The following is a 22,570-nucleotide window of genomic DNA, read 5'->3' as shown; positions in this document are numbered from 1 at the left end:
CCTGCCCGATGTGTGACACCGCCCCTTCTCCGAGCCTGAGATGAGAAACTGGAACGATGAGCATTTCGCCCGAAGCCTCTGTCCTCGCCCCGTTGAGCGACGCCGAGGTGCGGCGCATCCGGGACGACTTCCCGATCCTGCGGACCGAGGTGCACGGGCATCCCCTCGTGTATCTCGACTCGGGAGCGACGTCGCAGCGACCGCTCGCGGTGCTCGATGCGGAACGGGAGTTCGCCACCACGCTGAACGCGGCCGTGCATCGCGGGGCGCACACGCTCGCCGCCGAGGCGACCGAGCTCTTCGAAGACGCCAGGAGCACCCTCGCACGGTTCGTGGGTGCCGGCGACGACGAGATCGTCTGGACGTCGAACGCGACCGAGGCCATCAACCTGGTGGCGTACTCGCTGTCCAACGCGTCGATCGGACGCGGGGGAGCGGCCGCCGATCGACTCCGGCTCCGCGAGGGCGACGAGATCGTCACGACCGAGATGGAGCACCACGCGAACCTCATCCCGTGGCAGGAGCTCGCGGCCCGCACCGGTGCGACCCTGCGCGTCATCCCGCTCGACGACGACGGCGCCCTGCGGCTCGACATCGCCGCGGACCTCATCACCGAGCGGACTCGGCTCGTCGCGTTCACGCACGTCTCGAACGTCCTCGGCGTGATCAACCCGGTCGATCAGCTGGTCGCGCTCGCCCGCGGGGTCGGGGCGCTGACACTGCTCGATGCCTGTCAGTCCGCCCCGCACCTTCCGCTCGACGTGCGCGCCCTCGGCGTGGACTTCGCGGTTCTCTCCGGCCACAAGATGCTGGGTCCCACGGGGATCGGCGCGCTGTACGGGCGACGTGAACTGCTCGAGGCCATGCCGCCGTTCCTCACCGGCGGTTCGATGATCACGACGGTCACGACGACCGAGGCCGAATACCTCCCGCCGCCCCAGCGCTTCGAAGCCGGCACGCAGCGCGTCTCGCAGGCGATCGCGCTCGCCGCGGCCGTGGACTACCTGACCGCGGTGGGGATGCCGCGCATCGCGGAGCACGAGGCGGCCTTCGGGCGGAAGCTCGTCGCGGGACTGGGCGCGATCGACGGCGTGCGCGTGCTCGGCGCCGGCATCGACCTTCCGCGCGTGGGGCTCGCGAGCTTCGACGTCGCCGGCATCCACTCGCACGACGTCGGGCAGTTCCTCGACGACCTCGGCATCGCCGTGCGGGTCGGCCACCACTGCGCGCAGCCGCTGCACCGCCGCCTCGGCGTCACGTCGTCGACGCGGGCGAGCACCTATCTCTACACGACGGATGCCGAGGTCGAGGCCGTGATCGACGGCGTCGCCGGCGCGATCGAGTTCTTCCGGAGGAGCGTATGAGCGACCTGCAGAACCTGTATCAGGAGCTGATCCTCGATCACTCCCGCACCCCGCACGGCTACGGGCTGCGCGACGAGATCGCCGCGCAGTCGCACCAGGTGAACCCCACGTGCGGCGACGAGGTCACCCTGCAGGTGCACCGTGCCGCTGACGGCAGCGTCGAGGCGATCGCGTGGGAGGGGCACGGCTGCGCGATCTCGCAGGCGTCCGCATCGCTCCTCGCCGAGCTCGCCGAAGGTCTCACCGTCGAGCAGCTCGAGGTGCGCATCGCGGCGTTCCGTGAGGCGATGCGCTCGCGCGGCAGGATCGAGCCCGACGAGGAGCTGCTGGGCGATGCGGCCGCCCTGGGTGGGGTCTCGAAGTACGTGGCCCGCGTCAAGTGCGCGATGCTCGCCTGGGTCGCGGCCGAGGACGCGCTGGCTCGGAGCTGAATCCTGGACTCGCCATGCGGGCAGGATGGGAGCATGTCGCTCCACCTGCTGCCGCTGCCTGCCGATCGATTCGACGACTGGCGGGCCGCGGCCCGCCAGCGGTTGATCGACGGCAACCAGGCGTCGGGGATGCGCGTCGGTGAGGATGCGGTCGCCTACGCCGACCGGGTCCTCGGCGAGGTGCCTGATGTCCCCTCGACCCCGACCATGCGGGTGCTCCGCATCGTCGACGACGAGCAGAGTGAGCTCGGCACCGCCTGGGCCGTGCTCCGCGACCGGAAGCTGTTCCTGTTCGACCTCGCGGTGACCGCCGATCTGACCGGCGCTCAGCGCGACGAGCTGTTCACGCAGACTCTTGCGCTCGCGGCCGAGCTGGAGGCGACCCAGCTCGGAATCCCGCTCTTCCCGCACGATGACGCCGCGCGGGCTCTCGCCGAGGGGCGCGGCTTCACCCTCGCCTCCATCCAGATGATGCTCGAGCCCCTGCCCGATCGCGCGGTGGAGGCGCACGTCGAGGTCTCGCCGATGACGCCGGAGCGCTACCCGCGTTTCGCCGCCCAGTCCGAGGCGGGGTTCGCCCAGGATCTCGCCGCGTCCGGCCGGTACACGCCCGAGGAGGCGGCGGCGGAGTCGCACCGGCAGATGCTGCTCGAGCTGCCGGACGGGCTCGCGACCGAGGGCCAGGAGCTCTTCACGGCTTCTGTCGACGGTGTCGAGGTCGGCATCCTCTGGCTCGGCATGCGCGTGCGCGACGGTCGTCCCCACGCGTTCATCCTCGACGTCGAGGTCGACGCCCAGCACCGGCGCAAGGGGTACGGCCGGGTGCTGATGCACGCGGCCGAGCGGGAAGCGCGCCGCCTCGGCGCGGACTCGATCGGGCTGCACGTGTTCGGCTTCAACACCGGTGCGATCGCCCTCTACGAGGGGCTCGGCTATCGCCGGGTGGAGGAGGGCCTGCTGCTCGACCTCTGATGCCGACACGCGGGGTCACGTGCGGGAATAGCGCGGCGGCACGGGCGTTGGGTCGAGCATGACAACACTCGGAATCATCGGTGCAGGACACATCGGCAGCCAGGTCGCGCGGGTCGCGGTGGCGAACGGCTACGACGTCGTGATCGCCAATTCACGCGGACCGGAGACGCTCGCCGATCTCGTCGCCGAGCTCGGCCCGCAGGCCACGGCCGCCACCGCAGCGGATGCCGCCGCAGCCGGCGATGCCGTCGTCGTGACGGTGCCCCTGCACGCCATCGACCGTCTCCCGGTCGAGCAGCTCGCGGGCAAGATCGTGCTCGACACGAACAACTACTACCACGAGCGCGACGGGCACATCGAGGAACTCGACAAGGGGGAGACCACGACGTCGGAGCTGCTGCAGCGCCGGCTGCCGACCTCGCGTATCGCCAAGGCGTTCAACCACATCTACTCCTCGGCGATCACGACCGACGGCACTCCCGCTGGCACCCCGGATCGCCGCGCCCTCGCCACCGCGGGCGACGACGCCGAGGCCGTGGCCTTCGCCACGCGCTTCTACGACGAGGCGGGCTTCGACACCGTCAACATCGGACCGCTGAGCGAGTCCTGGCGCGTCGAGCGGGACCGGCCGGCGTACGTGACCCGGCAGAACGCCGAAGAGCTCGAAGCCAACCTCGCGATCGCGAACCGCCTGCCCTGAGCAGCCGCCCCCGTCGTGCGAGTTGCGCGTGCCTGCAACGGTTGGGATACCAAAACTTGGTGAACGGCCGTGCAGGTGAGAGAATGCGGGCATGACGGCGGCGGGGGCTACCGGCGAACTCGAGTCGGTCAGGGTGACGCGCATTCTGCGCGACGACATCGTCGTGGGTCGGCGCGTGCCCGGATCCCGGCTCGTCGAGCGCGACATCGCCGCGGAACTGGACGTCTCGCGCCTTCCCGTGCGCGAGGCCATCCGCGCTCTCGTCGCCGAGGGCGTCGTCGTCGCCCGCCCGCGCAGCTGGGCCGTGGTGCGCGAGTTCACGCAGCGCGACATCAGGGACTTCGCCGAGGTGCGGGAGTCGATCGAGACGCTCATCTTCGTGTTCGCGGCCGAGCGGCATGATGCGGAGGGGATCGCCCGACTCCGCGGCGTGTACGAACGCGAGTTCGCCGCCGCCCGGGCGGGAAAGCCCGAAGAGGCCAGGATGGCCGCGGGCGAGTTCCACGAGGTGGCCGCGGTGCTCGCCGGCAACGACATGCTGTGCGAGCTGATCGACGTGTTCGCGACACGGCTGCGGTGGCTGTTCGGCCAGCACGACGATCTCCTCGCCATGGCGGAGGAGCACCGGGTCATCCTCGAGGCGATCGCCGCCCGTGACGTCGATGCGCTGCGTCGCATCGTGCCGGCGCATCTCGCCAGCGGGCAGCTGACGGCCGAACGTCGTCTGGCGAGCAGCGACATCACCATCTGACCTCGACGACGCGGACCGGCAGCTGCGCGAGTCGGCGCGCGCCCCAGTTGTATATTGGGCACATCGGAGTGGTTCCGGAGCTGTCGCGATTGTCCTGGGGAGCGAGATGCGAAATCTTGCTGTCGTCGTCGGAGGTCTGCTGCTGGTGGGCGGATTCGCCCTCGTCGTGGTCGCCGACCAGGAGCGCACGTCGGCCCTCGCCGCCGTCAGGGCCGAGATCGATCGCGTGGAGCAGCAGCTGGACGCCTCGCACGGCGAGAACCTCGAACTCGCCGAGAAGCTGACCGCGCTGCGTTCGCAGATCGCCGAGCAGGACGCGAAGCTCGCCGACACGACGGGCTTCCTGAAGTGATCCGTCGGATGCTCGCGGTCACGGTCGCATCGGCCGTGCTGCTCTGCGCCGGGATCGTCGCCCGCGCGGACGGCCTCGACCAGCAGCGGGCCGATGCCGTCGTCGAACTGCGCGCCCTGGCATCCCAGTCGCATTCCGCCGCGCAGCGCACGGACTACCTCGAGGGAGCGGTCGAGCGCGCCGAGCAGGACACTGCGGACCGCGCGGCCGTGCTGGAGGTCCGACCGGCATTCGTGGCCGAGCTCGCCGCTCTGAGCACGGCGATCGAGGGCGCCAAGGGCAAGGTCGACACGACCACGCACGTCGCCTCGGCACTGTCCACGCAGCAGACGGTGCTCGCCGAGAACAAGAACCCCGACACGGTGACGGCCGCGACGGCGACGATCCACGCGATCACCGAGAAGGTCGGCTCCGAGGTGTCGAGCTGGGAGGCGATCCAGTCGGCGCGGAGCGCCGGACCGGGGGGACCGGCATACACGACCAGCGGTGCCGACGGCTATGCCCGGGTGCGGGCGGCGCTCGACCGTGTCGGCGGCGGGGGAGTCGGGCTGTACGAGTCCTCGTCCTGCGCGGGTGGCAGCGCTCCGGCGTGCGCGAACAGCAATGGCTACATCAAGTACCGGGCCGACATCGCGAACTGGGGAGAGGGGCGCCTGAACTGGGCGATGGCGCACGAGCTCGCGCACATCTACCAGTTCCGCGTCTGGGGCGCCCTCACCTCGTCGTCGGGGTACGGCTCGCTGTTCGGCAACGACCCGGAGTTCCTGGCGAACTGCATGGCGGTCGTCCGCGGGTATCCGGGCTCGGTCGGGTGCAACGGCGACCAGCAGGCGTGGGCGTCGGGCATCTGGGTCGGCGCCGTGCGCTGACGCGGCGCCGTGCGCTGACGCACCGCCGTGCGGTCAGGCGACGGGCGTCGTCGTGTCGATCGCTGCGCGCAGCGGACGGCGCATCGCCCGCCAGTAGTTCGACGGAGCGGCGCGCACCAGCACGTCGATCAGCCGTGCTTCGCGCCCGACCATCGTGCGCACAGCCCGCCGCTCAGTGGCGCGGATGATCTGCGCCGCGGCATCCGTCGGCTCGGTGTGGTACATCGCGGCCTGCGCGGCGGCAGCGCGAGCCGCCACGTCGGGGTCGATGGCTGCGGCGTAACGGCCGTGCAGGATGATGCCGGTGCGCACCCCTGCCGGATAGACGGCGCCGACGGTGACGGCGGTGCCTTCGAGCTCGTGCCGCAGCGCCTCGGAGAACGCCCGCACGGCGAACTTGCTGATCGCGTAGGGGATGCGTCCGGCGGGTGCCGCCAGTGCGTAAACGCTGGCGAGGTGCGTGATGTGCGCTGCCGGAGCTGCGCGCAGGGCCGGCAGCAGCGCCTTGGTGACCGAGACCGTCCCCCAGAGGTTGACGTCGGTGAGCCAGCGCATCTCCTCCATCGTGAGCTGATCGAGGGTGCCCAGCATCGAGGAGCCGGCGCAGGTGATCAGAGCGTTGATTCGCGGATGTGCGGCGCTGATGTCGTCGACACCCGCGAAGACGGCGTCGTCGTCACGGAGGTCGATGACGTGCGTCGTCACGGTGGAGCCGCGCAGACTCGCGGCCACAGTCGCCAGGGCCGACGCGTCGTGGTCGATGAGCGCGAGATGCACGCCGCGCGCCGCCAGAAGCCGGGCGATGTCGGCGCCCATGCCGTTCGCCGCCCCCGTGATCACGGTGGTGCTGCCGACGAGATCGAGATGCTTCATGCGGCCTCCTGCGGGCGCGTTCCGACGGGGGCCGGGCGAATGTCGGACCGATGGGGGATGCTGATCCGGAACCCATTCTTGCCCACACCGCTCCGGCGGCATACCGGTACGCTCGAGGAGAGGAGGTCGCGGTGGGACGAACAGCGGATGCCATCGCCGAAGGCGTTGCGATCGCGACCGCCGCGGCGCGCCTCGCCGTGAAGAACCACATCCTCGTCGGCACCATCGCCGAGGACGGCGTGTTCGACACCGAGAAGTACATCGCCGACGCCCGCGAGGCGCTCGGCGCGATGGCCACCGAGGCCGAAGAGGCCGCCGCGAACGTCACCGCACTGCGCAAGCGCGCACGCGGACGCCACTCCGACCCGCACGGCACGCACGACTACCGAGACCGCGACGTGCGCAACCTCCGTCGGCGCGCCAAGCAGTCGACCGGCGTGGGCGCGCGCCTCCGCGAGATCATGCAGGACCGCGAGCGGCTCGGCGTGATCGTCGAAGAGGCGCGAGAGGCCGCCTGGGCCGACGTGCGGCACAACCTCGACCGTCGGCTGCGCGTCGAGGGCATGCGCCCCGACCACGATCCGGAGTACGGAAAGATGCGCGAGGCGCGCATGCAGGCGCTGCGTCTCGTCGACCTGCAGGCCCTGTCGTCGGAGCAGCGCGCGAGGGCCAAGCGCCGCAAGAAGCAGGAGCTGGCGGAGGCCGTGGAGGACTGAGGCCTCGTTTCGCTTTCGCGTCGGGACTGTTGTAGGCTTATCGTCGGCCCGCTGAGCGTTGAAGTTCGCGGATCATGCGCCCGTAGCTCAATGGATAGAGCATCTGACTACGGATCAGAAGGTTAGGGGTTCGAGTCCCTTCGGGCGCACACTGTGTTGAGACAGTGACAGAAACCCCGTCGTGAAAGCGACGGGGTTTCTGCTTTGTCTGAGGTGCTCCGGCATCCGTTCCGGTCGCAGCTTCTGCCGCCGGCATCCGTTCCGGTCGCAGTTGCTGTCGTCCGGAGGCGGCGGAGGCGGCCGCAATTGCGACCGGAGGCCGGGCGGGCGACGTCGACGGCGACCTGAAGCAGAGCCGCGCGCGCTACAGCAGGCTCGTGATCGCCGGATCGCGTCGGGCGACCTCGGCCGCGGTCGCCAGGATCACCTTCCGCATCGCGGCGACCGCCACCGCCGGGGTGACATCCGAGCGGTGCGCGAGGCTCACGATGCGGGTCATCATCGGATGCGTCAGTCGCACGGATCGCAGCGCGGGCTGGTCGAGCAGCACCATCGCCGGCACCACGGCGACACCGAGCCCGCGCTCGACGAAGCGCAGCACGGCGTCCATCTCGGCGCCCTCCAGCACATGCGTCGGCGTGAGTCCCACGGAGCGGAATGCGGCATCGGTCGTGGCGCGGAGCTCGTACGTCTCGTCGAGGGCGATCAGCGGAAGCGTGGCGAGATGATCGAGTCCGATCGCGGGCGTCACTGCCACCGGGGGCAGGGATGCCGAGGAGACGACGACGAGCTCCTCGGTGAGCAGCGGTGTGCGCGTGAGACTGAAGCCCGACGGCGGCGGCCCGTCCGACTCGGTGATCAGTGCGATGTCGACGGCGCCGACGGCGAGCTGATCCACGAGCAGACGCGAGCCGCTTTCGATGAGGTGCAGGTCGACGTCGGGGTGCGCGGAGTGGAAGACGCTGATCGCCTCGGCCACGAGACTGATGCACAGCGTCGGAGGGGCGCCCAGGCGCACGCGCCCGCGTCGCAGGCCCTGCAGCTCGTCCATCTCCTCGCGGATGGCGTCGGCCTCGGCGAGCATCCGCTGGGCGCGGGGGAGAAGCGTCTCACCCGCGGCGGTGAGGGCGATGTGGCCGCGCGCGCGGTGGAACAGCTCGGCGCCGAGTTCGCGCTCCAGCGTCGAGATCTGTCGGCTCAGCGACGGCTGCGCCAGGTGCAGGTGCTCGGAGGCGCGAGTGAAGTGGCCGAGCCGGGCGACCTCGACGAACCCGCGCAGTTGCTCGAGGTTCATGGCCATAGCCTACCTGCATCGTTCAGAGTCGAACTATGCATTGGAGTTATTAGGATCGCCTAACTAGCGTGGATTTCATGAGTACACGCGAACGTCAGATCTCCACCACCGTCCTGGTCATCGGGACCGGTGGTTCCGGGCTGCGGGCGGCGATCGAGGTCGCCGAACACGGCATCGACGTCCTCGCCGTCGGCAAACGCCCCCGACAGGATGCCCACACCTCCCTCGCCGCCGGCGGCATCAACGCCGCGCTCGGCACCATGGATGCCGACGACAGCTGGCAGCAGCACGCCGCCGACACGATCAAGGAGAGCTACCTGCTCGCCAACCCGCACACGGTCGAGATCGTGACGCAGGGCGCCGAGCGCGGCATCCGCGATCTCGAGCGCTGGGGCATGGACTTCGCGCGCGAGGACGACGGCCGCATCTCGCAGCGGTTCTTCGGCGCGCACACCTTCCGTCGCACGGCCTTCGCGGGTGATTACACCGGCCTCGAGATCCAGCGCACCCTCGTGCGCAAGGCCGAGCAGCTCGAGGTGCCGATCCTCGACCACGTCTACATCACCCGCCTGCTCGTGCGCGACAACGTCGTGTTCGGCGCCTACGGCTTCGACCAGTCCGACGGCACGCGGTACCTGATCCATGCCGATGCGGTGATCCTCGCCGCCGGTGGGCACAACCGCATCTGGCGCCGCACCTCGTCCCGCCGCGACGAGAACACCGGCGACTCGTGGCGCCTCGCCGTCGAGGCAGGAGCCCGCCTGCGCGACCCCGAGCTCGTGCAGTTCCACCCGTCCGGCATCATCGAGCCCGAGAACGCTGCGGGCACCCTCATCTCCGAGGCCGCCCGCGGTGAAGGCGGCATCCTGCGCAACGCCCTCGGCGAGCGGTTCATGGAGAAGTACGACCCGGAGCGGATGGAGCTGTCGACGCGCGACCGCGTCGCCCTCGCCGCGTACACCGAGATCGCCGAGGGTCGCGGCACCCCGAACGGTGGAGTCTGGCTGGACGTGTCGCACCTTCCGCGCGAGACGATCATGACCCGTCTTCCCCGCGTCTACCAGACGATGATGGAGCTGCAGATGCTCGACATCACCACCGACCCGATCGAGATCGCCCCCACGGCGCACTACTCGATGGGCGGCGTGTGGGTGCGTCCGGAAGACCACCAGACCGACGTCGACGGACTGTACGCCATCGGCGAGGCGTCCAGCGGACTGCACGGCGCGAACCGCCTCGGCGGCAACTCGCTCATCGAGCTGCTCGTCTACGGCCGCATCGTCGGACAGGCGGCGATCGCGCACGCGGCGGGGCTCGACGCGCAGCGTCGTTCTGCGGATGCCGTCGCGCAGGCTCGCGCCGAGATCGACGATCTGCTCTCCGCGGACGGGCGTGAGAACGTGCGTGCCCTGCAGCGTGCGATCCGCAACCTGATGACCGAGTTCGGCGGCGTCGTACGCAGCGAGGAAGGCCTGCGCGCCGGTCTCGCCGATCTCGACATGATCGAGGGGCGCATGGAGGACATCGGCATCCACCCCGACATCGCCGGCTTCCAGGATCTCGCGCACGCGTTCGATCTCAAGGGGTCGGCGGTCGCGGCCCGCGCGACGCTCGAAGCGGCGCTGCAGCGCCGGGAGACCCGCGGATGCCACAACCGCAGCGACTTCCCTGACACCGACCCGACGCTGCAGGTGAACCTGGTGTGGAGCCCTCGCACCGGCGTGACCCGCGAGGCGATTCCCGAGATCCCCGCCGAGATCGTCGAGCTCATGCGCGAGGTGGACACCGAGGGCAAGCTCGTCGAGTAGTTCGCAGCCCTGCTTCCGGTCGCAGTTTCTGCCGGTTCGACGTCGCTCCGGCGGCAGCAACCGCGACCGGAGTGACGACCGACGGCAGCAACTGCGACCGGAGCGGCCGCGCCTCAGTCGACCTGCGGCTCCTCCGTGTCGATGACCCCGATCCCGACCGCCTCATGGTCGGGCTCGGGCTCGTCGCGCTTCGGGGCCTTGGGCTCCTCGCCCGGATCCTTCTCGGTGCTCGGCTCCTCGAGTTCGTCCGTGCTCGGGATCTCCTCCGGGTCGGCCTGCTCGGGCGACTCGGCCTCTTCCGGGGTCTCCGCCGTGAGGTGCCCTGCCTCGTCCGCGGCCGGCGGAGAGGTCGGAGTCGGCGCCTGCGCCTCAGCGTCGACCTGCTCCGGCGTGCTGTCCTGGTCTGGCGTGCTGTCGGTCATGATCGCCCCTTTCGCGATGTCGTCACGCTCAGGATGCCGCCGCGCCCCGCACCGATGAAGGGGCTTGACGAGCGTCAGGTCGATGGGGGTGAACCGGGCACCGGAATGCGGCGTAGCCTGGAGGCGTGACAGCGTACGTCTCGGCCTTCGACCTCTTCTCCATCGGAGTGGGGCCTTCGAGTTCCCATACGGTCGGACCCATGCGGGCGGCGCTCGCCTTCGCGCAACGGCTCAGCGCGAGCGGCTCGCTCGATCGCGTCTCGCGCGTCGGCAGCACGCTCTACGGTTCCCTCGGCGCGACCGGGATCGGCCACGGCACGCCGGATGCCGTCGTCGCCGGGCTCCGTGGGCTCTCGCCCGAGACGTGCGACCCGGGCGAGGTCCGTTCGGCCTGGACCACGTACACGCCCGGCGAGCCGCTGCGGCTCAACGGCCGGCACGACGTCGCCTTCACGAAGGAAGACATCGTCTTCGCGCCGCGCACGCGCCTCCCCGGCCACCCGAACGCGATGACCATCACCGCCTGGAATGCCGACGGCGGCGTGGTCGCCGAGGACACGTACTACTCGATCGGCGGGGGCTTCATCCGCCGTGACGGCGAGGAGGCGAAGCTCACGACCGGCAGCTTCCCCTATGCGTACACGGATGCCGCGTCGCTGCTCGCCCTGTGCGACGAGAGCGGGCTGTCGATCGCCGAGCTCGCGCGTCTCAACGAGGCTTCGGTGCGCAGCGAGGAAGAGGTCGCCGCGGGGCTCGATGCGATCTGGAACGCGATGTCGGCCTGTGTCGACGCGGGCCTGCATTCCGACGGAGTCCTGCCCGGCATGCTGAAGGTGAAGCGTCGCGCCGGCACGATCCGCGCACAGCTGGAGGAGTCCGAGGCCGGTGGACACCGTGAGCTCCCGGGCGAGTGGCTCGGAGCGTTCGCGCTGGCCGTCAACGAGGAGAACGCGGCCGGCGGCCGCGTCGTCACCGCGCCGACGAACGGCGCTGCAGGCATCCTTCCGGCCGTCGGGATGTACTGGTGGCGCTTCATGGCCGACTCCGGCCTCGGCGCGGGCAACGCCGTCACGCCCTACGGCGAGCTGGTCGGCAGCGCCCTGCTCGGCTTCGACGCCGCGCACGCTCCGGCGGAGGCGCACGGCGAGGCCGCGAGTCTTGACGGCGACCTCGTCGCGGAGGCGAACCGCCGCCGCGGCATCCGCCGTTTCCTGCTCACCGCGACCGCCCTCGGATCGCTGTTCAAGGCGAACGCGTCGATCTCGGGTGCGGAAGGCGGATGCCAGGCCGAAGTGGGCTCCGCGTGCGCGATGGCGGCCGGCGGCCTCACCGCCGTGATGGGCGGCACGAACCGTCAGATCGAGAACGCCGCCGAGATCGCGATGGAGCATCACCTCGGACTCACGTGCGACCCGATCGGCGGTCTCGTGCAGATCCCGTGCATCGAGCGGAACGCGATCGCCGCGTCGACCGCCGTCACCGCTGCCCGTCTCGCCCTGCGCGGCGACGGCAGCCACTACGTGTCGCTGGATGCCGTCGTCGAGACGATGCGGCAGACCGGTGTCGACATGTCGACGAAGTACAAGGAGACCAGCGAAGGCGGCCTCGCGGTCAACGTCATCGAGTGCTGACCTGACCGCCCGACTCTGGTGGAGCGGCCATCCAGCCCTCATGATGTGTACCAGAGCCGACAAGCGGCAGGAACGGCGGCGGATCATGGAATCAGTGCTCTTGGGCGCTCCCAGTGGCATCTCGGTGCGATTCGGCGCCGACGAACGACTGGATGAGCACGAACGCAAGCGCCTCCTGGCGCGCGAAGTCGTCGCGTCGCTCATGAACGTCGAGGTCGCCGAAGTCCGCGTGCACCGCGAGGAGCCGGCGCAGTTCGGCTATCACCCGCATCTGCTCGCCACCGTCGCCGGATCGGAGATCCCGCTGGCCATCCGCAGCGCCAGCACAGGACCGGCCACCGTGGTCGTCGTGGCCGATCCGGTCATGCCGCTGGGGGTGGACCTGCGCCCTGCGACACCTGCCGAGGCGGATCTGCGCGACATGCGCGCCCACTCGCATCTGTTCGGCGACACCGACGAACAGCATCTGCTCGCGCACTGGTCCCGAGTGCAGGCGGTGCTCCATGCCGACGGCCGCGGCTTCCGCGTCAGACCAGAGCATGTGCGGCTGGACCCGACGCTCACGCAGGGCTGGATCCCCGATCGGCGGGTGCACTATCGCCTGCTCGACCTCCCTCGCGAATCGTGGGCGATCACCCTCGCCTACGGGGCGTTCCCGCTCTAGTCCGTCGCCGGGTCTCAGCCCGATGACAGCCCCAGTACCGGGAACAGCACCTCGAACCCCTTGTCGAGCCCGCCGGAGACCGCGGTTCCGCCGTGGTCGGCCCCCTCCACCTCGAACAGGGTGGTGTCCATGCCGACCGTCTGGGCCTCGGTCGACACCGCGCGTGCCGCCGCGAGGAACGAGGGATCCTCGGAGCCGGCGGAGAAGATGCCCGTCATGCCGCGGTACGTGCTGGCAGGGGCCGCCTTCATGATGTTGATCGGTTTCGACGCCTCGAAGGCGCCCTCGTCGCCGCCGTACACGTCGGTGACGACGGCATCCGGATCCTCGGACCCGGGGAACTCCTCACCCGACACGTCGATCACGTTCTGGAAGGTCTGCGGGTACTTCGCGGCGTACTTCGCCGCGCAGCCTCCGCCGTTCGAGTACCCGGCGATGGTCCAGTAGTCCGGATCGTCGATGATGTTCAGATTCGCCCGCGCCCAATTGACGACATCGGTCGTGACGTAGGTCTCCGCGTTGCCGAACGTGGTCGAATCGGCGCAAGCGGGATCCCTGCTACCGTCTCCGCCGAGCTGGTCGGCGACGATCACGATCGGAGCGAGCCCGTCGTGCTTCGCTGCGAAGCCGTCGAGCACGTCGCTGATGATCGTGCCGTCCGGGTTGCCGGTGTACCCCATCATCATGATGACGACAGGCAGCGCCGGCGGATCCTTCACCAGCGCCGCGGGCGGGAGGTACACGCTCGCATCACGCGCGACGAAGCCCGACACCGTCCCGGGGATGGCCTGCGTGCCGCGCTGTCCCACCTCGGGCATGTCTCCCGGCGGCGTCCAGGTGGTGTGGATCGGCTGAGCGGGAGCGTCACGGTCTTCGATCAGCGCCGGCAGGCCGATCGGCGCGGACGCCACGACGCCGAACAGCGTGCCGACGTTCGGGTTGAGCCCGTAGAAGGCGTTGATACCGATCACGGCCGTGACGACGAACCACACGATCGACAGCGCGGCGACGATCTTGCGCCACACGTGCGAGTCCCACAGCGACACGATCGCCAGTCCGACTCCGGCGAAGGCGGCCGCCGCCCACACGCCCACTTCGACCGGCAGGTCGACGCCGAACGCGTCGGCGACGTTCGACACCAGGTAGGCCGCCGCGCCGACCGCAGCACCGACGACGATGCCGATCAGGGCGCGGCGGACCCGCTTCGCGGTCGGACGACGACACAGCAGAGTCACCAGCAGCACGGCTGCGATGCCGTAGACGATCCACATCGCGGGGGAGTCGATGATCGGCAGCGTCAGTAGGCCCTCCACGGTGACTCCTCTCGACCGGCTGCTCGGCCCGAGCAGATCCTGTGACGCGGAGTGTAGCAATCGCACAGATTCGCTCGCGTCACACACGGAGAGCTCGACGCCCGCTAGCCTGTCTCGCATCCGACCACGGCGAAACGAGTACGCGAATGTGGACGCAGAACATCGACCCCGTCTCGAACCTGGGGCTCTCGGCCCTTGTGGCGGCGATCCCCGTGCTGGTCTTCCTGCTGTGCCTCGTGGTCTTCAAGCTCAAAGGCATCCTGGCTGCCGCGATCGCGGTGGTGGCCGAGGTGGCCGTGGCGGCGCTGGTGTTCGGCATGCCTGCGACTGCGATCGGCGGGTCCGCGCTGATCGGTCTGCTCACCTCGATCTGGCCGATCGCCTACATCATCGTGATGGCGGTGTGGCTGTACCGGCTGGCTGTCGCCAGCGGGCGCTTCGACATCATCCGGGCCTCGATCTCGGGCATCTCGACGGATCAGCGCATCCAGGTGCTCCTGATCAGCTTCGCGTTCGGCGCGTTCCTCGAGGGGGCGGCAGGCTTCGGGGTTCCGATCGCCATCTGCGCGGCATTGCTGGTGCAGCTGGGGTTCCGTCCCGTCAAGGCGGCGATGCTCTCGCTGGTGGCCAACGTCGCCGCCGGAGCCTACGGCGCCATCGGCATCCCGGTCATCGTGGGGGCCCAGGTGGCGGGCGTCGATGTCTCGGAGCTGTCGCAGACGATGGTGCTTCTGCTGCAGCCGCTCACCTTCCTCGTGCCGTTCCTGCTCGTCGTGATCCTCGACGGATGGCGCGGCCTGCGCGAGACGTGGCCCGCGACGCTGCTGGTCAGTGTGGTCTTCAGCGGCGTGCAGGCATCGGTGCTGTGGTTCCTCGGACCGGAGCTCGCCGACCTCGGCTCGGGCCTGGCGGCGATGGTCGCGCTGTTCGTGTTCGGTCGCGTGTGGCAGCCGAAGCGCATCTTCCGTGAGGGCGGCGTCGAGGCTCCGCCGGTCGAGCGGCACAGCTTCCGTGAGGTCGCGGTGGCGTGGAGTCCGTTCTACATCCTGACGGCGTTCATCCTCGTCTGGAGCGTGCCGTGGTTCAAGCAGCTGTTCGCGGCCGAGGGCCCGCTGGCGGCGGCCGTGATCAAGGTGCCGATTCCCGGACTCACCGGTGAGGTGGCCACGGCCGGCGGCGATGCGGTCGCGACGACGTGGGACTTCACGCCGCTGAACGCCACCGGAACCGCGATACTCCTCGCGGTCATCGTCTCGTTCCTCACGACGCCGCGGTTGAAGGCGGCGGATTTCTGGGGACAGCTCGGCTCGACGCTGCGCGACCTCTCCCAAGCGCTGCTGCTGATCGCGGCGATCCTGGTGCTGGCGAACATCGCCAACTACTCGGGTGGCTCGGCGAGCATCGGCAGCGCACTGGCCGCGGTCGGCCCGCTCTTCCCGCTGTTCGCGCCCATCATCGGTTGGATCGGCGTGTTCCTGACCGGTTCGGTGGTCAACAACAACACGCTGTTCGGACCGCTCCAGGTCGCCACGGCCCAGCGGATCGGTGTGCAGTCTGACCTGCTCATCGCCGCGAACACCGCCGGAGGAACGACCGCGAAGGTCATCTCGCCCCAGTCGATCGCGATCGCTGCCGGTGCGGTGGGACTCTCGGGGCGCGAGAGCGAGATCCTGCGAGCATCCATCGGCTACAGCCTCGGCATGCTCGCCTTCATCTGCGTCTGGTCGTTCGCGCTGTCGAACCTGTTCCTCGGCTGAGGGTCGGTCGGTTCCTCACTCAGGTCTCGAGGGATGCACGGACCTCGCGGAGAGCATCGGCGGAGCGACGCAGCAGACCGAGCTCGTTCGCCGAGTAGGGCGTCGCGTGGATCGGCGTGGCGCCGGCCGCGCTGACGATCGACGGAACCGAGAGAGCCACGCCGTCGAGGCCGTGGTAGCCGTCGAGCACCGTGCTGACGGGCATCACGGCGTGCTCGTCGCGAAGGATCGCTTCCACGATGCGAGCGCTGGAGAGACCGATGGCGTAGTTGGTCGCTCCTTTGCCTCGGATGACCTTGTACGCGGCATCGCGCACGTCCACCGCGATCGCGTCGAGCTCATCGACGGTCATCTTCGGGTGGCCGGGCGCCTCCCAATCGAGGATCGGAACGGTGCCGATCGTCGCCGTCGACCACAGCGGGAACTCCGTGTCGCCGTGCTCGCCGACGATGTGCGCGTGCACGCTGCCGGTCGAGACGCCGGCGCGTCGGGCGAGTTTCCATCGCAGGCGCGAGGTGTCGAGCACGGTGCCCGACGCGAAGATGCGTTCGCGCGGCAGGTTCGTCGCCTCCTGCGCCAGTACGGTGAGCACATCGCAGGGATTGGTCACGATGACGTAGATCGCATCGGGGGCGGCCTCGAGCAGCTGCGGCATCATCGAGCTCAGGATGCCGGCGTTCACGCCCGCCAGCTCGATGCGCGTCTGGCCCGGCTTCTGCTTCGCACCCGCGGTGATCACCACGACATGCGAGCCCTCGACGACGGCGAGATCGCTGCCGCCGATGATGTCGCTGGAGCCGGTGAACTGGGTGCCGTGAGCGAGGTCCAGGACCTCGGCCTCGACCTTCTCCGCGGCGATGTCGTACAGGGCGATGTGTCGAGCCGATCCTCGGATGAGTGACGCGTACGCGACGCTCGATCCGACGCTGCCGGCGCCGACGACGGTGAGTTTCGAATTCTCGATGACGGCCATGCGGCCAGTCTGGCAGGACGCCGCGCCCAGGACCACAGTCCTGCCGGAGTCCGCCGCTCTCGGCTGTCGGACGCTTCCGCTATTCTCCCCGGAGGCTCGGATGCGGAGAGGAGGACGGATGACGGGTGATTTCTGGGCGCCGACGTCGCGCCGACGAAAGCAGCAGCCGGTCGTCTCGGTGCAGCCGTCCGACGATGCACCCGGCGCCGACGACCATTGGCCGACGAACATCCCCGCCGTCGCCCAGGTCTTGCGGGAGGGACTCGAGCTCGATCCCGGCGTGACCTTCCTCGTCGGCGAGAACGGCAGCGGCAAGTCGACCATCGTCGAGGGCATCGCGATCGCGTACGGGCTGTCGCCGGAGGGCGGGTCGCGTCAGGCCCGGCACCGCACGCGCCCCACCGAGTCGCCGCTGTCGGACTGGCTGCGTCTGCAGCGCGGTGTCGGCGCGAACCGCTGGGGCTTCTTCCTGCGGGCCGAGACGATGCACTCCTTCTACACGTACCTCGAGGAGAACCCGTCGACCAGCGGGCCCGATGTCCCGTTCCACGAGATGAGCCACGGCGAGTCCTTCCTCGCCCTGCTCGAGAGCCGCTTCGACGACCCCGGCTTCTACTGCCTCGACGAGCCCGAGGCGGCGCTGTCGTTCAATTCGACCCTCGCCCTGATCGCCGTGCTCCGGCGGATCGCCGACGAAGGCGGCCAGGTGCTGTGCGCCACGCACTCGCCGGTGCTGGCTGCTCTTCCCGGCGCCCGCATCCTCGAGGTGGGCGACTGGGGCGTTCGGCCGACCGAGTGGAACGACCTCGAGATCGTGAACCACTGGCGCTCGTTCCTCGGCAGTCCGGACCGCTACCTCCGGCATCTGCTCGACTGACGGCGAAGTCGTAGGCTGGCGGGCATGACCGAGCAGAAGGCGCCGCGCCGCCGTGGGCGTCCGCGCGGCGGCACCGATTCGCGGGAGCGCATCATCGCGGCGGCGGTCGACGAGTTCGGCGAGCAGGGATACGACGGCACGACCGTGCGCTCGATCGCGGCACGCGCCGGAGTGGACTCGGCGCTCGTGCATCATTACTTCGGCACCAAGGCCGATCTGTTCGCGGAGGCCGTGGGCATCCCCCTCCGCCCCGACATCGACGTTCCGGGCATCCTCGCGGGGCCGCAGGACGAGGTCGGCGAACGCCTCGTGCGGTACGTGCTCGAAGCGTTCGAGCAGCCCGACATCCGTCGGCGCGGGGTGATGCTGATGCGCACCGCCATCGGCAGTCGCCTGACGACGCCCCTGCTCGCCGGGTTCCTGTCGCGCGAGCTGATCGGGCGGATCGCGAAGACGCTCGGGGTGGAGGATGCCGACCTGCGCGCGACGCTCGTCGCCTCGCAGATGGCCGGGCTCCTGCTCACGCGCTACGTGCTCAAGATCGCACCGATCGCGACGGCATCCGTCGACGAGCTGGTCGGCAGGATCGGCCCGACCGTGCAGCGCTACCTCTTCGGCTGACTCCGTCCCCGCTCAGTATCCGTTGACGCGATCGACGGCGAGGCGCATAATTCATCACATGATGAATAACTCGGCCGTCGAGATCGCGCAGCTGCGGGTGCGCCGGGGGAGCGTGCACGTCTTCGACGGCATCGATCTCACGATCCCGCGTGGGCAGATCACCGGCCTGCTCGGGCCGTCCGGGTGCGGCAAGACCACGCTGATGCGCTCGATCGTCGGCGTGCAGAAGATCGCTTCGGGCGACGTGACGGTGCTCGGCGAACCGGGCGGATCGCGGCAGCTGCGCCATCGCGTCGCGTACGGAACACAGGGTGCCGCGGTGTACGGCGACCTCAGCGTACGGCAGAACCTCGCGTACTTCGCGGCGCTGCTCAAGGCGCCGAAGCAGGACGTCGACCGTGTCATCGACGAGGTCGGGCTGCGCGCGCAGAGCGGTCAGCTGGTCGACTCGCTGAGCGGAGGGCAGTCGAGCCGGGTCTCGCTCGCGATGGCTCTCATCGGCTCGCCGGAACTGGTCGTGCTGGATGAGCCGACCGTCGGGCTCGACCCGGTGCTGCGTGCCGAGCTGTGGGAGCTCTTCCGCGGGCTCGCCGAACGCGGCGTGACGCTGATCGTGTCGAGCCATGTCATGGACGAGGCGCTCCGCTGCGATCGCCTGCTGCTGATGCGCGAGGGGCGGATCATCGCCGACACGACCCCGTCTGCACTCCTCGAGGACACGGGCACGGCCGACCCGGAGGATGCGTTCCTCGCCCTGATCGAGCGCGACCGCACGGCGCACGACGACACCCGCCGCTCTCGCCGAGAAGCCCGCGATCCGGGCGGGGAGGCCGCAGAATGAACGGCCGCCGGATGTTCGCCACCGCAGGACGCGTGCTCGCGCAGCTGCGGCACGACCCGCGCTCGATCGCGCTGATGGTGATCGCCCCGAGCCTGCTCGTCGGGCTGTTCGCCTGGCTGTTCAGCGACCAAGAGGGTGTCTTCGACCAGTTCGGCGGAGCGATCCTCGCCCTGTTCCCGTTCGTGGTGATGTTCCTCGTCACGTCGATCACGACGCTGCGGGAGCGGAAGTCCGGCACGCTCGAGCGCCTGATGACGACCCCGCTCGGCAAGGGCGACTTCATCCTCGGCTATGCGCTGGCCTTCGGGCTGATGGCGCTGCTGCAGGCGGTGATCACCGTGTCCTTCGCGGTCGGCGTGTGCGGGCTCGACGTCGATGGACCGCTCTGGCAGCTCGGACTCGTGGCCATCGTCGACGCGCTGCTCGGCACTGCACTCGGCCTGCTCGCGAGCGCGTTCGCCCAGACGGAGTTCCAGGCCGTGCAGTTCATGCCGCTGCTGGTGTTCCCGCAGATCATCCTCGGCGGGCTGTTCATGCCGCGCGACCAGATGCCCGACGTGCTGCACGCCATCTCCGACTGGCTGCCGCTGAGCCACGCGATCGACACGATCAACGCGGTCGCCGCGGGAGACGAGGGATGGGACGTGTTCGGCCCGCTGCTCATCGTGGTGGCGTTCGCGGTCGGCGCGCTCGTGCTCGCCTCTCTGACGCTGCGTCGCCGCACGCGCTGAGGGCTCGCCTCGCGCTCAGCGGGCGGAGCGGTTCTTGGTGTGCCGGGTCGGGACGGCGGCCCACGGGTCCTCGGGCCACGGATGCTTCGGGTACCGGCCGCGCATCTCGGCGCGAACCTGGGCGTAGGGACCCGACCAGAACGAGGTGAGGTCGTCGGTCACCGCGAGCGGGCGACCGGCGGGGGAGAGCAGGTGGAAGAGCACCGGCACACGCCCGTCGACCAGCCGGGGCGTCTCGGCCCAGCCGAAGCACTCCTGCAGCTTCACGGCGACGACAGGCCGGGCGTCCGGGTCGTCGAGGGTCGGGTACGCGATGCGGATGCGGGATCCGGTGGGTACCTCGAGGCGTTCGGGCACGAGGTCATCGAGGCGTCGTGCCTCGGGCCACGGCAGCAGTCGGCGCAGTGCGGATGTCAGGTCCAGCCGTGCCACCGGGGTGCCACCCGCCAGCGCGTCGAGTTCCGGGGCGAGCCAGGCGTCGAGGGCGGCGAGGAGTCCGGCATCCGACACATCCGGCCACGGCGACCCCAGCTCGCGGTGCAGCAGCGCCAGACGCGACCTCAGCTCCACGGCCGAGGATGACCAGGCGAACATGCTCAGCCCCTCGCGCCGAAGAGCCCGGCGCACGGCATCCCGCCCCTCGTCGGCCGACGCTCGCACCGGCGCCGAGGAACGCAGGATCGCGCCCACACGGCGCTCGCGGCGGGCCTGGATGCGACCTCCGACGAACTCGGCCTCGACGCGGTCGGTGATCAGGTGGCTCGCCGCCTGTTCCATCTGCTGCTCGGTGAGCACCGCCGCAGACCGCACGATCGCGCCGGAGCCGGCGGCCGCGCGGCCGGACGCCCGCGCGACATCGGCGATGGCCAGCCACTCGACGGCCGCGAGCGGACCGCTCACTCCCGCACGGGTTCCCGACGCCAGCAGGAACGTCGCCCCGCCGGCCGTGCGGTCCACGCGGCGGGCGACCCGCTCGGGGAACGCCAGCGCGATCACGAGGCCGACACCGTCGAGGTCGGAGCGCAGACCCGGCGTCGACGTCGTCAGGCGTTCGAGCCGATCCGCGTCGCTGCGCCACCGCCGTGCCTCCGGTGATCGCCCGCCGCGCAGTGCGATGAGGGTCTGCGCGACGTCGGAGTCCGCCGTGCGCACATCGCCGCCCAGCAGCGCGACGACCTCGGCGGCGAGCCGGGTGCCCACGACAGGGCTGCCGTCGCGCAGGGCGCGGGCGAGCCGCGGATCGGTCGGGATGCGGGCCAGGGAGCGGCCCTCCGAAGTCGCGCGGCCCTCGTCGTCGATCGCCCCGAGGTCGTGCAGCACCGTGATGGCGTCGGCCAGGCTGTCGGCGGGCAGCGGATCGATCAGCCGCAGACCGGTCCCGCCCGGCGCACCCCAGCAGGCGAGCAGCAGGGCGGCATCCGCGAGGTCGCTCGAGGCGATCTCGGGAGTCGGGCGAGCGGGGGCCGTGGCATAGGTGCGCTCATCGACGCAGCGGACGACGATCCCCGGTCCCTGACGGGTGGCGCGGCCGGCACGCTGCACGCACGACGAGCGGGAGGCGGCAGTGGTCACGAGGCCCGTCATCCCGCGCGCAGCGTCGCGGTGCGGAGACCGTGCCAGGCAGGTGTCGACCACCAGCCGCACGCCGGGCACGGTGAGCGAGGACTCCGCGAGCGAGGTCGTGACGATGATGCGGGCCTGCTCGCCGGAGCGGCGGCCGCGGACCACGGCATCTTGCTCAGCGGCGGGCATCCGCCCGTGCAGCTCGCGCACGTCGAACAGGTCGGTCGCATCGCGGATGCGGCGTGCGATCTCCGACACCTCGCGCGCACCCGGCGCGAAGACCAGCACGTCGGCGGCAGGGTCGTCGCGGTGCAGCTCGAGGGCGGCGGATGCCGTGGCGCGCGCGACATGATCCAGGAAGGCCCAGGTGACTCCGCGCTCGTCGAGGCGCGGTGCGGGACTCGGTGCCCAGCGCTCGGTGAGCGGGAAGGCAGGAACCTGGTGGTCGACGATCGGCGCCGGCTCGTCGTCTGTGCCGATGACGTCGGCGATCCGCGCGGCGTCGAGGGTCGCCGACATGGCGATGAGCACGAGGTCGTCCCGCAGCTCGCGCACCTCCGAGAGCAGGCCGATCAGCAGGTCGGTCTCGAGCGCGCGTTCGTGCACCTCGTCGATGATCACGGCATCCACGCCCGCGAGGCCCGGGTCGTCCAGCAGGCGACGGAGCAGCACGCCGGCCGTGACGAACTCGACCCGTGTCTCTCGTCCGACCGCGCGCTCGCCGCGGACCGTGAACCCGACGCGAGTGCCCAGCGGTGAGCCGTCGAGCTGCGCGAGCCGCCGCGCGGCCGCCCGGGCGGCGACGCGACGTGGCTGGGTGACGATCACGCGACCGGCGGAACGCGAGGCGAGCAGCGGAGGCACGAGCGTGGTCTTGCCCGTGCCGGGCGGTGCGCTCACCACCGCTGACCTGCTCGCGTCGAGCGTCGCCGCAAGCTCATCGATGGCGGCCGCGAACGACAGACCCGCGCCGATCGCGGCGAGGTCGAAGGCGGCGGACGTCATCGTCCCAGTCTGCCCGGTCGGGTCGGAGACGACGGATGCCGC

At 70.3% G+C, this 22,570-nt stretch carries 22 protein-coding genes and 1 tRNA gene; 17 read left to right on the top strand and 6 right to left on the bottom strand.

Translation table 11 applies throughout. The features are described 5' to 3' along the window. Positions 1-56: 56 nt before the first annotated feature. From LC452_RS16365 to LC452_RS16335, 7 genes are all read left to right on the top strand, one after another. The gene (locus LC452_RS16365; protein ID WP_223627160.1) at positions 57-1,364 is read left to right on the top strand and encodes a cysteine desulfurase; all 1,308 of its coding nucleotides are present in this window, start codon (positions 57-59) and stop codon (positions 1,362-1,364) included. Then, the gene (gene sufU / locus LC452_RS16360; protein WP_223627158.1) at positions 1,361-1,795 is read left to right on the top strand and encodes a Fe-S cluster assembly sulfur transfer protein SufU; all 435 of its coding nucleotides are present in this window, start codon (positions 1,361-1,363) and stop codon (positions 1,793-1,795) included. The genes LC452_RS16365 and sufU overlap by 4 nt, the downstream gene beginning before the upstream one ends. 33 nt (positions 1,796-1,828) lie before the next feature. Next, positions 1,829-2,767, top strand: a complete 939-nt coding sequence (locus LC452_RS16355; RefSeq protein WP_223627157.1) for a GNAT family N-acetyltransferase — start codon at positions 1,829-1,831, stop codon at positions 2,765-2,767. A gap of 58 nt (positions 2,768-2,825) precedes the next feature. Further along, positions 2,826-3,467: an NADPH-dependent F420 reductase gene (locus tag LC452_RS16350; protein WP_223627155.1), complete on the top strand. Its 642-nt coding sequence runs from the start codon at positions 2,826-2,828 to the stop codon at positions 3,465-3,467. Positions 3,468-3,600: 133 nt separating this feature from the next. Then, entirely contained in the window at positions 3,601-4,218 is a 618-nt protein-coding gene (locus LC452_RS16345; RefSeq protein ID WP_308116481.1) for a GntR family transcriptional regulator, read from the top strand. A gap of 106 nt (positions 4,219-4,324) precedes the next feature. Beyond that, complete coding sequence (locus tag LC452_RS16340; protein ID WP_223627152.1) at positions 4,325-4,570, top strand: hypothetical protein; 246 nt, start codon at positions 4,325-4,327, stop codon at positions 4,568-4,570. A gap of 8 nt (positions 4,571-4,578) precedes the next feature. Continuing rightward, positions 4,579-5,439 carry a hypothetical protein gene (locus LC452_RS16335; RefSeq protein ID WP_223627151.1) on the top strand — a complete coding sequence of 287 codons (861 nt, stop codon included), beginning with the start codon at positions 4,579-4,581 and terminating at the stop codon, positions 5,437-5,439. A gap of 33 nt (positions 5,440-5,472) precedes the next feature. Here LC452_RS16335 and LC452_RS16330 read toward each other — a convergent pair whose 3' ends face one another. Continuing rightward, complete coding sequence (locus tag LC452_RS16330; RefSeq protein WP_223627148.1) at positions 5,473-6,312, bottom strand: SDR family oxidoreductase; 840 nt, start codon at positions 6,310-6,312, stop codon at positions 5,473-5,475. 131 nt (positions 6,313-6,443) lie between these two features. On the opposite strand from LC452_RS16330, the gene LC452_RS16325 reads away from it, so the two are divergent. Both LC452_RS16325 and LC452_RS16320 read left to right on the top strand, forming a co-directional pair. Beyond that, a complete protein-coding gene (locus tag LC452_RS16325; RefSeq protein ID WP_223627147.1) occupies positions 6,444-7,028 on the top strand; it encodes an asparagine synthase in 585 nt (194 codons plus the stop codon). Positions 7,029-7,104: 76 nt separating this feature from the next. Beyond that, a tRNA-Arg gene (locus tag LC452_RS16320) sits at positions 7,105-7,177 on the top strand. 215 nt (positions 7,178-7,392) lie between these two features. On the opposite strand, the gene LC452_RS16315 is transcribed toward LC452_RS16320, so the two are convergent. After that, positions 7,393-8,328 (bottom strand): LysR family transcriptional regulator, encoded by a 936-nt coding sequence (locus LC452_RS16315; protein WP_374197778.1) that lies wholly within the window; start codon positions 8,326-8,328, stop codon positions 7,393-7,395. Positions 8,329-8,399: 71 nt separating this feature from the next. On the opposite strand from LC452_RS16315, the gene LC452_RS16310 reads away from it, so the two are divergent. Beyond that, positions 8,400-10,130 carry an L-aspartate oxidase gene (locus tag LC452_RS16310; RefSeq protein WP_223627143.1) on the top strand — a complete coding sequence of 577 codons (1,731 nt, stop codon included), beginning with the start codon at positions 8,400-8,402 and terminating at the stop codon, positions 10,128-10,130. A 113-nt stretch (positions 10,131-10,243) separates the two neighbouring features. On the opposite strand, the gene LC452_RS16305 is transcribed toward LC452_RS16310, so the two are convergent. Beyond that, complete coding sequence (locus tag LC452_RS16305) at positions 10,244-10,552, bottom strand: hypothetical protein (protein ID WP_223627141.1); 309 nt, start codon at positions 10,550-10,552, stop codon at positions 10,244-10,246. Positions 10,553-10,677: 125 nt separating this feature from the next. On the opposite strand from LC452_RS16305, the gene LC452_RS16300 reads away from it, so the two are divergent. Both LC452_RS16300 and LC452_RS16295 read left to right on the top strand, forming a co-directional pair. Continuing rightward, positions 10,678-12,183 (top strand): L-serine ammonia-lyase, iron-sulfur-dependent, subunit alpha, encoded by a 1,506-nt coding sequence (locus tag LC452_RS16300; protein ID WP_223627139.1) that lies wholly within the window; start codon positions 10,678-10,680, stop codon positions 12,181-12,183. Between the two features lie 85 nt (positions 12,184-12,268). After that, positions 12,269-12,847, top strand: a complete 579-nt coding sequence (locus LC452_RS16295) for a hypothetical protein (protein ID WP_223627137.1) — start codon at positions 12,269-12,271, stop codon at positions 12,845-12,847. A 14-nt stretch (positions 12,848-12,861) separates the two neighbouring features. Here the strand turns inward: LC452_RS16295 and LC452_RS16290 are convergent, their stop codons facing one another. Next, complete coding sequence (locus tag LC452_RS16290; protein WP_223627135.1) at positions 12,862-14,160, bottom strand: esterase family protein; 1,299 nt, start codon at positions 14,158-14,160, stop codon at positions 12,862-12,864. A 146-nt stretch (positions 14,161-14,306) separates the two neighbouring features. On the opposite strand from LC452_RS16290, the gene LC452_RS16285 reads away from it, so the two are divergent. After that, the gene (locus tag LC452_RS16285; RefSeq protein WP_223627133.1) at positions 14,307-15,917 is read left to right on the top strand and encodes an L-lactate permease; all 1,611 of its coding nucleotides are present in this window, start codon (positions 14,307-14,309) and stop codon (positions 15,915-15,917) included. Between the two features lie 19 nt (positions 15,918-15,936). Here the strand turns inward: LC452_RS16285 and LC452_RS16280 are convergent, their stop codons facing one another. After that, on the bottom strand, positions 15,937-16,890 hold the full coding sequence (locus LC452_RS16280; RefSeq protein WP_223627132.1) for an L-lactate dehydrogenase: 954 nt from the start codon (positions 16,888-16,890) through the stop codon (positions 15,937-15,939). Positions 16,891-17,008: 118 nt separating this feature from the next. Between LC452_RS16280 and LC452_RS16275 the strand changes: the two genes are divergently transcribed. The 4 genes from LC452_RS16275 to LC452_RS16260 are packed head-to-tail and all read left to right on the top strand — an operon-like array spanning position 17,009 to position 19,960. Next, positions 17,009-17,767 carry an AAA family ATPase gene (locus LC452_RS16275; protein WP_223627130.1) on the top strand — a complete coding sequence of 253 codons (759 nt, stop codon included), beginning with the start codon at positions 17,009-17,011 and terminating at the stop codon, positions 17,765-17,767. 24 nt (positions 17,768-17,791) lie between these two features. Then, positions 17,792-18,388 (top strand): TetR family transcriptional regulator, encoded by a 597-nt coding sequence (locus LC452_RS16270; RefSeq protein ID WP_223627128.1) that lies wholly within the window; start codon positions 17,792-17,794, stop codon positions 18,386-18,388. 58 nt (positions 18,389-18,446) lie between these two features. Next, positions 18,447-19,229 carry an ABC transporter ATP-binding protein gene (locus LC452_RS16265; protein WP_223627127.1) on the top strand — a complete coding sequence of 261 codons (783 nt, stop codon included), beginning with the start codon at positions 18,447-18,449 and terminating at the stop codon, positions 19,227-19,229. After that, a complete protein-coding gene (locus tag LC452_RS16260) occupies positions 19,226-19,960 on the top strand; it encodes an ABC transporter permease (protein ID WP_223627125.1) in 735 nt (244 codons plus the stop codon). Before LC452_RS16265 ends, LC452_RS16260 begins: the two co-directional genes overlap by 4 nt. 15 nt (positions 19,961-19,975) lie before the next feature. Here LC452_RS16260 and hrpB read toward each other — a convergent pair whose 3' ends face one another. Further along, on the bottom strand, positions 19,976-22,528 hold the full coding sequence (hrpB, locus tag LC452_RS16255; RefSeq protein ID WP_223627123.1) for an ATP-dependent helicase HrpB: 2,553 nt from the start codon (positions 22,526-22,528) through the stop codon (positions 19,976-19,978). Positions 22,529-22,570 lie beyond the last annotated feature (42 nt).

Origin of the sequence: Microbacterium sp. EST19A, assembly GCF_019969685.1 — a bacterium.
In the GTDB taxonomy this organism is placed as follows: Bacteria; Actinomycetota; Actinomycetes; order Actinomycetales; family Microbacteriaceae; genus Microbacterium.
This window is presented reverse-complemented; position numbering and strand designations above follow the sequence as displayed.